The sequence below is a fragment of the Mangrovibrevibacter kandeliae genome, from assembly GCF_024519155.1.
Lineage (GTDB): Bacteria > Pseudomonadota > Alphaproteobacteria > Rhizobiales > Rhizobiaceae > Mangrovibrevibacter > Mangrovibrevibacter kandeliae.
Window position 1 is genome coordinate 680,629 of the sequence record NZ_JANIFJ010000001.1, and the last position, 12,383, is coordinate 693,011.

Consider the following 12,383-nt stretch of genomic DNA (forward strand, 5'->3'; position numbering starts at 1 on the left):
GCCTCTGCAATCTTCGCGGACCGCTCGGTTCGGTCCGCGTCTCGTGCTCGACCGAAGAAGGGTAAGACCATGGCCAATCGCTCCCACCGCATCGCCGTCATTCCCGGCGACGGCATCGGCAAGGAGGTGGTGCCGGAGGGCGTGCGCGTGCTCCGGGCGGTCGCCGCCAAGCACGATCTGGACCTGCACTTTGACCACTTCGACTTCGCCAGCTGCGACTATTACGCCAAGCACGGCAAGATGATGCCGGAAGACTGGAAGGCGCAGGTCGGCGACCACGACGCCCTGTTCTTCGGCGCCGTCGGCTGGCCGGACACCGTGCCGGACCACGTGTCGCTCTGGGGCTCGCTGCTCCTGTTCCGGCGCGACTTCGACCAATACGTCAATCTTCGGCCGGCCCGGCTGATGCCGGGCGTGCCGTCGCCGCTGGCCAATCGCAAGCCCGGCGACATCGACATGTACATCGTGCGGGAGAACACCGAGGGCGAATATTCCTCTGTCGGCGGCGTCATGTATCCGGGGACGGAGCGTGAGATCGTCATCCAGGAGACGGTGATGAGCCGCACCGGCACGGACCGCATCCTGCGCTATGCCTTCGAGCTTGCGATGAAGCGGCCGCGTCGCAAGGTGACCTCGGCGACCAAGTCCAACGGCATCGCCATCACCATGCCCTGGTGGGACGGGCGCTTCGCGGAGATGGCGAAGTCCTATCCCGAGGTCGCGACGGACAAGTACCACATCGACATCCTCACCGCGCACTTCGTCCTCAACCCGGACCGCTTCGACGTCGTGGTGGCGTCCAACCTTTTCGGCGACATCCTGTCGGATCTCGGTCCGGCCTGCACCGGCACGATCGGCATCGCCCCGTCCGGCAACATCAATCCCGAGCGTCGCTTCCCGTCGCTGTTCGAGCCCGTCCACGGTTCGGCGCCCGACATTGCCGGCAAGGGCGTCGCCAACCCGATCGGTCAGATCTGGGCGGGCGCGATGATGCTTGACCATCTCGGCCATCGGGAGGCGGCCGCGTCGATGATCGAGGCGATCGAGCGCTCGCTCACCGATCCGGCCAGCCGCACGCGTGACCTCGGCGGCACGGCCGACACGCAGAGCTGCGGCCGGACGATCGCAGCCGCCATCTGACGTTCATCGAGGAGACAGACCCATGCGCATCGTCGACATCCGCGAGCGGACGGTGTCGATCGCTTCGCCGATCGCCAACGCCTACATCGATTTCTCCAAGATGACCTGCTCCACGGTCGCCGTGGTGACGGACGTCATTCGCGACGGCAAGCCGGTCGTCGGGTTCGGCTTCAACTCGAACGGGCGCTACGGCGCCGGCGCGCTGATGCGCGAGCGGATCCTGCCCCGCGTGCTGGAGGCCGACCCGTTGACCTTCGTCGACGAGGCCTACGACAACCTCGACCCCTTCGCCATCCACAAGGCGCTGATGTCGAACGAGAAGCCGGGCGGGCACGGGGAACGCTCGGTGGCGGTCGGGACGATCGACATGGCCGTCTGGGACGCCGTCGCCAAGATCGCGGGCGTGCCGCTCTACCGGCTGCTCGCCGACCGGTTCCGCGGCGGCGTCGCGGACGAGAAGGTCTGGGTCTACGCGGCCGGCGGCTACTACTACCCGGGCAAGGACTACACCCAGCTGCAGGACGAGATGCGCTCCTATCTCGACCGCGGCTACCGCGTGGTGAAGATGAAGATCGGCGCGGTCCCGCTCGCCGAAGACCTGAAGCGGGTCGAGGCGGTGCTCGATGTCGTCGGCTCCGGCGACCGGCTCGCGGTCGACGCGAACGGGCGCTTCGACCTCGACACCGCCATCGCCTATGCGAAGGCGCTGAAGCCCTACGGGCTGTTCTGGTACGAGGAGGCGGGCGACCCGCTCGACTACGCGCTGCAGGCGGCGCTCGCCGAGCACTATGACAGGCCGATGGCGACCGGCGAGAACCTCTTCTCGCATCAGGATGCACGCAACCTCCTGCGCTATGGCGGCATGCGGCCCGACCGGGACTACCTGCAGTTCGACTGCGCGCTGTCCTACGGCCTCGTCGAGTACATGCGCACGCTCGACGTCGTGGCGGATCAGGGCTGGTCGGCGCGGCGCATCGTGCCGCATGGCGGGCACCAGATGTCCCTCAACATCGCGGCCGGCCTGCAACTTGGCGGCAACGAGTCCTATCCGGACGTCTTCCAGCCCTTCGGCGGCTTTGCCGACGGCGTGCCGGTCGAGGACGGTTATGTCGGGTTGCCGGACCTGCCGGGCGTCGGCTTCGAGGCCAAGAGCGCTCTCTACGCGACGCTGCGCAAGCTCGTCGACTGATCTTCCAGCGCCCGGCCGATGCCGCCGGGCGACGCCACCGCGGACGGAATGCGCGCCCGATCGCGCCGCGGCGACGCTTTGCCTCGGGCACGCATCCTCGGCATCGAAAAGGACATCAGCATCATGCGCGAGTACAGAATTGCCGCCATTCCGGCAGACGGGATCGGACCGGAGGTCATCGCCGCCGGGCTCCAGGCGCTGGAGACCCTGGAGCGGCGGGACGGCGGTTTCCGTCTCTCGGTCACGCAGTTCGACTGGGGCTCGGACTACTACCGCAGGACTGGCGTGATGATGCCGGCCGACGGCACCGACCAGCTGAAGCCCTTCGACGCCATCTTCTTCGGAGCCGTCGGGGCGCCGGACGTGCCGGATCACATCACCCTGTGGGGGCTTCGCCTGCCGATCTGCCAGGGCTTCGACCAGTATGCCAACGTGCGGCCGACCAAGATCCTCCCGGGCATCTCCTCGCCGCTCGCCAATGTCGGGCCCGGCGACCTCGACTGGGTCATCGTGCGCGAGAACTCGGAGGGCGAGTATGCCGGGCACGGCGGCCGGGCGCATCGCGGACTGCCGGAGGAGGTGGCGACCGAGACGGCCATCTTCACCCGCGTCGGCGTCACCCGCATCATGCGCTACGCCTTCGCCTTGGCGCAGGCCCGCCCGCGCAAGCTTTTGACCGTGGTGACCAAGTCCAACGCCCAGCGGCACGGCATGGTGATGTGGGACGAGATCGCGGCCGAGGTCTCGAAGGAGTATCCGGACGTCACCTGGGACAAGGTGCTGGTCGACGCCATGACGGTCCGCATGACGCTGAAACCGCAGAGCCTCGACACCATCGTCGCGACCAACCTGCACGCCGACATCCTGTCCGATCTCGCCGGCGCCCTGGCCGGCAGCCTCGGCGTCGCACCCACCGCCAACATCGATCCGGAGCGGCGCTTTCCCTCGATGTTCGAGCCGATCCACGGCTCGGCCTTCGACATCACCGGCAAGGGCATCGCCAATCCGGTCGCGACCTTCTGGACGGCTGCCCAGATGCTCGAGCATCTCGGCGAGCCGGCAGCGGCCGCGCGGCTGATGGCGGCGGTCGAGAAGGTGTCGGGCGAGGGGATCAAGACGCCGGACGTCGGCGGCAGCGCCACGACCATGGAGGTGACCGAGGCGGTCTGCGAGGCGATCCGCAGCTCGAACATCTGACGTCCGTCAGCGGGCCCGGTCGGGACGTGTCGGCGCGCGGCGAATGCCTTTCCGCGCGCCGTCGATCCGCGTCGGGAGCAGGGCGGGCCGCGTGCCTCGTCGCTTCACCCGAGCCAGATGGTCGCGACGCTCAGGAGGCAGTAGGCACTCGCGCCGAGCACCAGCAGCGCGATCGGCCCGATGCGCGCCTGAAAGGTCGCCGCCGCGACACCCCCGGCCGCGAGCCAGGCGATCCAGCCGCCGCGGGCCGAGGCGAGCAGCGAGACGACGCTGGCAATGATGAGACCGGCGGCGATCGGAGCGAGCCCGGTGGCCACGGCCTTCTGCCACACGAGGCCGGGATAGCGGTGCCAGACATAGGCGACGGCGAGGACCAGCAGGGACGACGGGATGAAGATCGCGAGCGTCGCCACGAGGGCGCCTGCGAGACCGGCGATGTGCCAGCCGATCAGCGTCACCAGCAGCGTGCCGGGACCGGGCGCCACGCGGGACACCGCGAAGATCTGGAGGAAGCCGGCATCGGTGAACCAGTGGTAGTGGCCGACGACCGCCCGCTGGATATCCGCCAGCACGGTGACGCCGCCGCCGATGGTCATCAGCGACAGCGGCGCGAAGGTGGCGATCAGCGCAAGGAGGAGGCTATCCTTGTTCACGACTGTACCTCCGCCAGGCGAGCGCGATGCCGATGGGGCCGAACGTCGCGACCAGGACCGGCGCGGACAGATGCAGGACCAGCGACCCCACGAGCGTCAGCACGAAGATGACGATCGGCACGACGTGCCGCATCGCGTGCCGCGCCGCGCGCAGGCCGACCGACAGCGACAGCCCGATCGCCGCGGCGGCGATGCCCGCCAGAAACGTCCCGACAGCCGGGTTGGCGCTGAGCTGCAGGATCAGCGATCCGATCAGCACGATCAGGATCGCCGGCGGCACCACGACCGCGCCGAGACCGACGATCGCGCCGGCCAATCCCTGGCAGCGATAGCCGAGCCAGATCGCCAGATTGGCGACGTTCACGCCGGGCAGGGCCTGCGACACCGACAGGCCGGCGATGAACTCGTCCTCGTCGATCCAGCGGCGGCGCCGCACGAACTCGGCATGGAGGAGGCCGCTGACGCCGCCGCCGAAGCTGGTGAGACCAAGCCTGGCGAGCGTGAGGAAGAGCTCGCCTAACGATGGGCGGGGCCGCGGCGGCGGCAGTGAAGAAGGGGAGGGATCGGGCATGGCAGGGTCCTCGAACAATCTGTAATCTGTAATCTGTTGACAATATGCAGTAAATGGATGAGGCTTCCGGTTACGGTGAAAAGCGCTCGGATGCTGGCTCGGGAGGAGGCGGCACCGAATCCATGCACTCCGCGTCGGAGCGGCTGGAGCGTCGCCGAGAGCTGAACTGGGAGGATCGGACATGGCTGAGCGGCTGATATCGCAGTGGATATCGTTCGGGAGCATCGCTCTTGCGACCGGCATGGCAGGCGCCACGGTCGCGGCTGCCAACGCGGCGGAGACCTATCCGAGCGGCGTCGTCACGGTCGTGACCCACTCCAGTCCCGGCGGCGGCAGCGACGTCTTCTGGCGGGAGATGATTCCGCATCTCCAGCCGCATCTCGGCGGCAAGCTCATCGTGCAGAACGTCACCGGGGGCAGTGGCGCCAAGGCGGTCGCGACGGTCGCCGACGCGACGCCCGACGGCTCGATGTTCTACGCCACGACGCCGACCTACATCTACACCTCGCTGCTCGCCAATCCGACCAAGACCTACAAGGATCTCGAGCCGCTGGTGAACCTCTTCTACGACCCCGAGGTCATCTACACCGCGGCCAATTCCAAGTTCAGCGACCTGAAGTCGGTGATCGCCGAAGCCAAGTCCGGCCGCGGCAAGTGGGGCGCGGCCAACCCGGCCTCGCTCGAGCGCGAGGCGCTCGAGGAGATCAAGGCTGCGACCGGCGCGAATGCATCGATCGTCACCTTCGAGGGTGGCGGCGATATGCTGCTCAACGTCCTCAACGGCAGCCTCGACATCGGCGTCGGGGAGGTCGAGGAGATCCGTTCGCAGCTCGACGCGAAGAAGCTCCGGGTGCTGGCGGTGATCGGCGACAACCGTCTCGACCTTCTGCCCGACGTGCCGACCGCCAAGGAGGAGGGCGTCGACGTGTCGGTCGTCAAGTTCCGCGGCCTTGCCGGGCCGAAGAACCTGCCGCCGGAGGTCATCTCGGCCTGGGAGAAGGCGGCGCAGGAGCTCGTCGCGGATCCGGACTACAAGAAGATCTACGAGGCGAACAACCTTCAACCCGGTTACATCGCGCACGACCGGTACGTGAAGTTCATCGACGACTTCGCGCAGAAGACCGAGGGCTTCCTGAAGGAGAGCGGGGTCGTCAAGTAAACCTCGCCGTCTGGAGGAGTCCCCATGTCGCGTGACCTGATCTGCGGGGTCGTCATGCTCGTCCTCGCCGTTGCCTACACCTTGGCGGCGGCGGCGATCCCGGTCAGCCGGCTCGCCGACAGCGTCGGCCCGGGCGGACTGCCCCAAGCCTACGGACTGGTCCTTGGCGGACTGTCGGTGCTGCTGATCGCCCGCACGCTTCTTGCGGGCCGCAATGCCGCCGTCGATGGTGCGCCGCGTCCGAGCGAGGCGGTGGAAGAGCCAGACGATGCCGGACCAGAGGACGGCGGGCGAGCCTTCCTGCCGGCGCTTGTGATGCTGGCGATCGGCGCGGTCTATCTCGCCGTCGTCTCGTGGGTTGGCTATCCCGTCGCGATCGCCCTCCTCGTCGGTGCCACGATCGTGTTTCGTGGCGGCCGCAGGCCGGCCGCGGTGGCCGCGGTCGCCGTCGGCGCGGGAGCCGTGCTCTGGCTCGTCTTCGTCTACATCCTGCAGATACCCCAGCCGATGGGTGTCTTCACCGGCCTCGGCGGCTGATCGGCGGCGCGCGACATGGACCTCTCCTATCTTACGCAACTGCTGTTGACGACGCCGGTCGTGCCCGCCGCCTTCGGCGGCATCGTCTGGGGCATCCTCGGCGGTGCGCTTCCCGGCATCTCGCCCTCGATCAGCATGGCGCTGCTCTTGCCCTTCACCTACGGCATGCATCCGTCCGCGGCCGTGGTGCTGCTCGGGGCCACCTATTTCGGGGCGGAGTACGGCGGCTCGATCCCGGCGATCCTGATCCGCACCCCGGGCACCAACTCGGCCGCGGCGACGCTGATCGACGGCTATGCGATGAACCAGCAGGGGCGCGCCGGCGAAGCTCTGGGCATCTCGCTGATGTCCGGCATTGTCGGCGGCACCGTCGGCCTCGTCATGCTGGTGGCGCTCACCGAGCCGCTGTCGCAGGTCGCGCTGGCCTTCCGACCCTCCTCCTATTTCGCCCTCGGAATCCTCGGCCTCAGCGTCATCGCGTCGCTGGCCGGCGACTCGCTCCTCAAGGGGCTGATGGCCGGCGTGCTCGGGCTGATGATCGCCACGATCGGCAGCGATCCGGTCACCGGCGGCGGGCGCTTCATCTTCGGCAATGCCGACCTCCTGTCGGGCATCCCGCCGATCATCGTGATGGTCGGCCTCTATGCGGTGACCGAACTGATCACCGATCGCGGCACGGGCGTGCAGGAGCGGGCGGACCAGTCGAAGGCGCGTATCGTCTTCCCGAACGCCGCGATGTGGAAGCGGATCGCCATGCCGCAGGCGATCGGCTCCGTGGTCGGCCTAGTCGAGGGCTGCACGCCGGGCGCCGGCGGCACGGTCGCGGCCTTTCTGGCCTACAGCGAGGCGCGGCGCTGGTCGCGGCGCAAGGAGGAGTTCGGCCACGGCTCGCCCGAGGGCGTCGCCGCGCCGGAGGCCGCCAACACCGCCACCTCGAAGACGGCGCTGATCCCGATGCTGAGCCTCGGCATCCCCGGGTCGAACTCGGCAGCCATCCTGTTGGGCGGCTTCCTGATCCAGGGACTGATCCCGGGTCCGATGCTGTTCGTGCAGCACGCCAACATCGTGTTCGATCTCTATGTCGGCCTCGCCGTCAGCATCGTCGCGCTGCTCATCGTCGGCTACCTCATCATGCCGCCCTGCATCTGGCTGGTGAACCGCCCGAAGCCCTACCTCTCGGCGGCGATCTACGCGCTGGTGCTGTCCGGCGCCTACGCGATCGGCAACAGCCTGTTCCAGGTGTCGCTGGTGCTCGCCTTCGGCGCCCTCGGCTTCGTCATGAAGTACCTGCGCATGCCGGTGCTGCCGATGGTGCTCGGTGTCGTGCTCGGCTTCATGGTCGAGTCGAACTTCCGCCGCGCGCTGGTCCTGTCCGGCGGCGATCTGACGGCCTTCGTCCACGATCCGATCTCGGCGGGACTGCTGTCCGTTTCGGCGCTCTTCATTCTCAGCTCCGCCGTCGGCCGCTTCCGCAAGCGCGCCTCGGTTTCAGGAAAGGTGACGACTTGACCCTTCACGATGTCCCGGAGGCCTCCGTCAGCGAGCGGCTGGCCAAGTGGCTCTCGACCGTTGTCCCGGCAGAGCTCCCGCACGACACCGTGCAGACGGCACGCAAGCTCTTCGTCGACGTCGCCGGCCTCTGCCTGGCAGCGCGCGAGGCGGATTACGTCGCGGCGACGCTGGCGGCCGTGGACCGCGGCGGCGTGTGCACCGCGCTCGGTCACGGTGCCGGCTTCGACGCCTTCGGTGCCGCGCTCGTCAACGGCACGGCCGCCCACGGCGAGGATTACGACGACACCTTCGAGGGCGGTCCGGTCCATTCCGGCGCCGTCGTCATCCCCGCCGTTCTCGCCGCCTGCGAACGGGAGGGGCTCGGCGGCGATCGGCTGCTCGCCGGCATTGCGGTCGGCGTCGAGCTGATGTGCCGGCTGGCGCTCGTGGCGCCGAAGGCGATCCACAAGGCGGGCTTCCACCCGACGGCGACGCTCGGCGCGCTGGCGGCTGCGGGCGGCGTCGCCGCCGCGCTCCGCCTCGATGCGGCGCAGACGGCGTCGGCGCTCGGCATCGCCGGCAGCATGTCGGCGGGCATCATCGAGTATCTCGCCGACGGCAGCTGGACCAAGCGCATGCATGCCGGCTGGGCGGCGCAATCGGGGATCCGGGCGGCGCTGATGGCGCGCGGCGGTTTCGTCGGTCCGCGCACGGTGCTCGAGGGCACGCACGGCTTCTTCAAGGCCTTCGCACCCTCCCGAGATCCCGACTTCGTCCCGCTGTTCGACCAGCTGGGCACGCGCTGGGTGATGGAGACGATCGCCTTCAAGCCCTATGCCTGCGGAACGATGACACAGCCCTTCATCGACTGTGCCGTGGCGCTCGCGGCGCGCGGCATCGCTGCCGAGGACGTCGCCGAAATGGTCTGCAGCGTCGGCGAGGGCACGGTTCACCGGCTGTGGGAGCCTCTGGCGCTCAAGCGGCGCCCGCCCACGGCCTACGCCGCGAAGTTTTCGACGCCCTATTGCGTGGCGGTCGGCTTCCTGCGGGGCAGGGCGGGGCTCGCCGAGTTCACCGATGCGATGATCGCCGACCCGGCCATTCTCTCCCTCGCCGGCAAGGTTCGCTACGAGGTCGATCCGGACGACGAATATCCACGAAACTTCACCGGCTTCATCCGCGTGCGACTGAAGGACGGCGCGGTCGAGGAGGCGCGCCAGCCGCATATGCGCGGCGGCGCCCACGCACCGCTGACCGCCGGCGAGATTGAGCGGAAGTTTCTCGACAACGCCGCCTTCGGCGGCTGGTCATCCGACCGGGGCCAGCACCTCCTCGACGCAGCCGCCGGGCTGTTCGAGCCGGATGGATTGAACGCGATGCGAAAGGTCTGTGCATGACCAGCGATCGAGACCTCGAAGGGCGCGTCGCGCTCGTCAGCGGCAGCAGCCGCAACATCGGGCGCGCCATCGCGCTTGAACTGGCGCAAGCGGGCGCCGCCGTCGCCGTCCACGTGCGCGACTCCGTGGAGGCCGGTGCGGCGGTCGTAGCCGAGATCGAGGCCGCCGGCCGCAGGGCCGTGCTGGTGCGCGGTGATGTGGCCGATCCGCAGGCGGTCGACGCGATCGTGGCCGCCGCCTGCGATGCGCTCGGCGGCCTCGACATCCTCGTGAACAACGCCGCGATCCGGCGCGAGACGGCGTTCGCCGATCTCGCCTACGCGGAATGGCGCGAGGTGATGGCGATCATTCTCGATGGCGCCTACCTCCTGACGAGGGCCGCGCTTCCGATGCTGGCGCGGTCGGGCGCCGGAGCGGTGGTCAACATCGGCGGCCTGTCGGCGCACACTGGCGCAGCTGGGCGAGCGCACGTCGTGGCGGCGAAGGCCGGTCTCGTCGGACTGACGCGCGCGCTCGCGATCGAGTTCGCCGATCGCGCCATCACGGTGAATTGCGTCGCGCCAGGCATGATCGCCACGGCACGCCTTGCCGCGACGACCGGAGGGGAACCTGCCCATCACAAGGACCATCAGCCGCCCGTCGGACGGCGCGGCCAGCCGGAGGACGTGGCGCGGCTCGTCCGGTACCTCGCCGGGCCATCTGCCCGATATCTCACGGGACAGACAATCCACGCCAATGGCGGGCTCTTTCTCGCCTGAACGGCGGAAAAAAGGAGGGCGCAGGCCAAGGTGGAGTCGTCGAAGCGGCAAATGAACGACGGGAAGGAGCAGCGCGGCTCAAATTGTCGACAATCTTCCGTTGACAGAAAACGTCATCAGGTCTTACGCTTTTGGATGTTATTGCTTTGGGAGGAGCAATGTCGTTTCTCGAACTTGACGGGCTCGTCAAGGCCTATGGCGCCCTCACGGTCGTCAAGGGCGTCGACCTCGCCGTGGACCGGGGCACTCTGGTCTGCCTGCTCGGTCCGTCCGGCTGCGGCAAGACCACCACGCTCCGCCTGATCGCCGGCTTCGCCAACGCGAGCGGCGGCGAGGTGAGGGTGGGCGGCGAAGTGGTCTCCTCGGCCAGCCGCAACGTGCCTCCCGAAGATCGCAACATGTCGATGATCTTCCAGAGCTACGCGCTGTGGCCGCACATGACGGTGTTTCAGAACGTCGCCTATGGGCTGAAGCTGCGCCGGCTCCCGGCCACCGAGATCAAGGAGCGCGTCGGCCGCATCCTTGAATCCACACATCTCGGGCCGCTCGCCGGCCGGTACCCCAGCGAACTGTCCGGCGGCCAGCAGCAGCGCGTTTCGCTGGCGCGCGCGCTGGTGGTCGAGCCGCAGATCCTGCTGCTCGACGAACCGCTGTCCAACCTCGACGCCAACCTGCGCGAGGAGATGCGCTTCGAGATCCGTCGTCTGCACGACCAGTTCCGCTACACCACCGTCTACGTCACCCATGACCAGTCGGAAGCGATGACGACGGCCGACCTGATCGTGGTCATGAACGCCGGCCGCATCGAACAGTGCGGCACGCCGGAGGACATCTACGAGCGTCCCGAGACCGAGTTCGTCGCGCGCTTCATCGGCGGCACGAACATCCTGAAGGGCCGCTCGGACGGGAGCGACACGGTCGTCTGCGCCGACGGCGTGGTGCTGCGCTGCGGCAGCGGCCGCGTCTCGCCGGGCGGCGAGACGGCCGTGTCGATCCGGCACCACGACATCCGGATCGGCACGACCCCGCCGGCCGGTGACGGCAGCAACCAGGCGTCCGGCGTGGTCGAGCGACAGATCTATCTCGGCTCGCACCGGGATTATCTCGTCAAGCTTTCGGGCGGGGAGAGGGTGCGCGCCGTCGCGCCCGTCAACGTGGCGATCCCGGTGGGGCAGCAGGTCTGGCTGCACTTCCCGCCCGAGCACTGCCGGGCGCTCACGCACTAAAGGGAGGAAACCTATGACGTGGAAGACGACACTTGCCGCGACGACCATCGCGGTTGCACTCCTGTCCGGAGGCGCGGCCTGGGCTGCGGCGCCGGCCGCCTACGACATCACCCCCGACCTGATCGCCGCGGCCAAGAAGGACGGTACGGTCGTCTGGTACACCGCCACCGACCTCACCGTGGCCGAGAAGCTCGCGGCCGAGTTCGAGGCGGAGTATCCCGGCGTCAAGGTGCAGGTCGAGCGGTCCGGTTCCGAGCGCGTCTTCCAGCGGATCGGGCAGGAGCAGATGAGCGGCATCCACAATGCCGACATCATCGAGACCTCGGATGCGGTGAACTTCATCTACTTCAAGCAGCAGGGCTGGCTCGAGCCGGCCGTGCCGAAGATCGTCGCCGACGAATGGCCGGACGATCAGAAGGATCCGGACGGCCAGTTCGCGGCCTATCGTGCGCATCTCTCCGTGATGGCCTACCGCACCGACCTCCTGAAGGACGTCGAGCCGCCGAAGACCTGGGAAGACCTCCTGAAGCCCGAGTACAAGGGCAGGATGGTCAAGGCGCATCCCGGCTACAGCGGCACGATCATGACGGCCACCGGCGTCCTGTCGAACCTGCTCGGCTGGGAGTGGTTCGAGAAGCTCGGCCAGCAGGACGTGATGCAGGTGCAGTCCTCGACCGAGCCGCCGAAGAAGCTGGCCGAAGGCGAGCGGGCCATCCAGGTCGACGGCAACGAGTACAACATCTTCCGGCTGCAGGATCAGGGCGTTCCGGTTCAGATCGTCTACCCGCCGGAGGGCACGCCGATCGCCATCGGCAACGCCGGCATCCTGAAGGATGCCCCGCACCCCGACGCCGCCAAGCTCTACTACGCCTACCTGTATTCGACCAAGGCGCAGCAGCTGAACAGCGATTTCGGCGGCCTCCGCTCATTCAATCCGGATGTGCAGGAGAAGGAAGGCCGCACCCCGCTGTCGCAGATCAAGTTGCTCGAGTCCGATCCGAGCGAGCTGATCAAGCAGGTGCAGACCATCAAGCAGAAGTACGAGCAGTACTTCGGAACCTGAGG

12 protein-coding genes are annotated in these 12,383 nt (G+C 68.2%); 10 read left to right on the plus strand and 2 right to left on the minus strand.

The window, feature by feature from the left end:
- Positions 1 to 69: 69 nt before the first annotated feature.
- The 3 genes from NPA30_RS03255 (at position 70) to NPA30_RS03265 (ending at position 3,526) form a co-directional block, all read left to right on the plus strand.
- Complete coding sequence (locus NPA30_RS03255) at positions 70 to 1,140, plus strand: tartrate dehydrogenase (protein ID WP_256800912.1); 1,071 nt, start codon at positions 70 to 72, stop codon at positions 1,138 to 1,140.
- 22 nt (positions 1,141 to 1,162) lie between these two features.
- Entirely contained in the window at positions 1,163 to 2,329 is a 1,167-nt protein-coding gene (locus NPA30_RS03260) for a mandelate racemase/muconate lactonizing enzyme family protein (protein ID WP_256800913.1), read from the plus strand.
- Positions 2,330 to 2,452: 123 nt separating this feature from the next.
- The gene (locus NPA30_RS03265) at positions 2,453 to 3,526 is read left to right on the plus strand and encodes a tartrate dehydrogenase (protein ID WP_256800914.1); all 1,074 of its coding nucleotides are present in this window, start codon (positions 2,453 to 2,455) and stop codon (positions 3,524 to 3,526) included.
- Positions 3,527 to 3,630: 104 nt separating this feature from the next.
- Here NPA30_RS03265 and NPA30_RS03270 read toward each other — a convergent pair whose 3' ends face one another.
- Both NPA30_RS03270 and NPA30_RS03275 read right to left on the minus strand, forming a co-directional pair.
- On the minus strand, positions 3,631 to 4,179 hold the full coding sequence (locus NPA30_RS03270) for a chromate transporter (protein WP_256800915.1): 549 nt from the start codon (positions 4,177 to 4,179) through the stop codon (positions 3,631 to 3,633).
- On the minus strand, positions 4,166 to 4,750 hold the full coding sequence (locus NPA30_RS03275; protein ID WP_256800916.1) for a chromate transporter: 585 nt from the start codon (positions 4,748 to 4,750) through the stop codon (positions 4,166 to 4,168). The genes NPA30_RS03270 and NPA30_RS03275 overlap by 14 nt, the downstream gene beginning before the upstream one ends.
- A 181-nt stretch (positions 4,751 to 4,931) precedes the next feature.
- Here NPA30_RS03275 and NPA30_RS03280 point away from each other — a divergent pair, with 181 nt between their 5' ends.
- From NPA30_RS03280 to NPA30_RS03310, 7 genes are all read left to right on the plus strand, one after another.
- Positions 4,932 to 5,909: a tripartite tricarboxylate transporter substrate binding protein gene (locus NPA30_RS03280; RefSeq protein WP_256800917.1), complete on the plus strand. Its 978-nt coding sequence runs from the start codon at positions 4,932 to 4,934 to the stop codon at positions 5,907 to 5,909.
- 24 nt (positions 5,910 to 5,933) lie between these two features.
- Positions 5,934 to 6,446 carry a tripartite tricarboxylate transporter TctB family protein gene (locus NPA30_RS03285; RefSeq protein WP_256800918.1) on the plus strand — a complete coding sequence of 171 codons (513 nt, stop codon included), beginning with the start codon at positions 5,934 to 5,936 and terminating at the stop codon, positions 6,444 to 6,446.
- Between the two features lie 15 nt (positions 6,447 to 6,461).
- Positions 6,462 to 7,955, plus strand: a complete 1,494-nt coding sequence (locus NPA30_RS03290; protein ID WP_256800920.1) for a tripartite tricarboxylate transporter permease — start codon at positions 6,462 to 6,464, stop codon at positions 7,953 to 7,955.
- Entirely contained in the window at positions 7,952 to 9,334 is a 1,383-nt protein-coding gene (locus tag NPA30_RS03295; RefSeq protein ID WP_256800921.1) for an MmgE/PrpD family protein, read from the plus strand. Before NPA30_RS03290 ends, NPA30_RS03295 begins: the two co-directional genes overlap by 4 nt.
- Positions 9,331 to 10,092, plus strand: coding sequence for an SDR family oxidoreductase (locus tag NPA30_RS03300; RefSeq protein WP_256800922.1), 762 nt, complete (start codon positions 9,331 to 9,333; stop codon positions 10,090 to 10,092). The genes NPA30_RS03295 and NPA30_RS03300 overlap by 4 nt, the downstream gene beginning before the upstream one ends.
- A gap of 158 nt (positions 10,093 to 10,250) precedes the next feature.
- The gene (locus tag NPA30_RS03305) at positions 10,251 to 11,318 is read left to right on the plus strand and encodes an ABC transporter ATP-binding protein (protein ID WP_256800923.1); all 1,068 of its coding nucleotides are present in this window, start codon (positions 10,251 to 10,253) and stop codon (positions 11,316 to 11,318) included.
- 13 nt (positions 11,319 to 11,331) lie between these two features.
- A complete protein-coding gene (locus NPA30_RS03310; protein ID WP_256800924.1) occupies positions 11,332 to 12,381 on the plus strand; it encodes an ABC transporter substrate-binding protein in 1,050 nt (349 codons plus the stop codon).
- Positions 12,382 to 12,383: the final 2 nt, after the last annotated feature.

What these genes read in the sequence shown, in the direction of transcription:
- NPA30_RS03255 (WP_256800912.1), top strand. Translation starts at nt 70, where the DNA reads ATGGCCAATCGCTCCCACCGCATCGCCGTCATTCCCGGCGACGGCATC.
- NPA30_RS03260 (WP_256800913.1), top strand. Translation starts at nt 1,163, where the DNA reads ATGCGCATCGTCGACATCCGCGAGCGGACGGTGTCGATCGCTTCGCCG.
- NPA30_RS03265 (WP_256800914.1), top strand. Translation starts at nt 2,453, where the DNA reads ATGCGCGAGTACAGAATTGCCGCCATTCCGGCAGACGGGATCGGACCG.
- NPA30_RS03275 (WP_256800916.1), bottom strand. Translation starts at nt 4,750, where the DNA reads ATGCCCGATCCCTCCCCTTCTTCACTGCCGCCGCCGCGGCCCCGCCCA.
- NPA30_RS03280 (WP_256800917.1), top strand. Translation starts at nt 4,932, where the DNA reads ATGGCTGAGCGGCTGATATCGCAGTGGATATCGTTCGGGAGCATCGCT.
- NPA30_RS03285 (WP_256800918.1), top strand. Translation starts at nt 5,934, where the DNA reads ATGTCGCGTGACCTGATCTGCGGGGTCGTCATGCTCGTCCTCGCCGTT.
- NPA30_RS03290 (WP_256800920.1), top strand. Translation starts at nt 6,462, where the DNA reads ATGGACCTCTCCTATCTTACGCAACTGCTGTTGACGACGCCGGTCGTG.
- NPA30_RS03300 (WP_256800922.1), top strand. Translation starts at nt 9,331, where the DNA reads ATGACCAGCGATCGAGACCTCGAAGGGCGCGTCGCGCTCGTCAGCGGC.
- NPA30_RS03305 (WP_256800923.1), top strand. Translation starts at nt 10,251, where the DNA reads ATGTCGTTTCTCGAACTTGACGGGCTCGTCAAGGCCTATGGCGCCCTC.
- NPA30_RS03310 (WP_256800924.1), top strand. Translation starts at nt 11,332, where the DNA reads ATGACGTGGAAGACGACACTTGCCGCGACGACCATCGCGGTTGCACTC.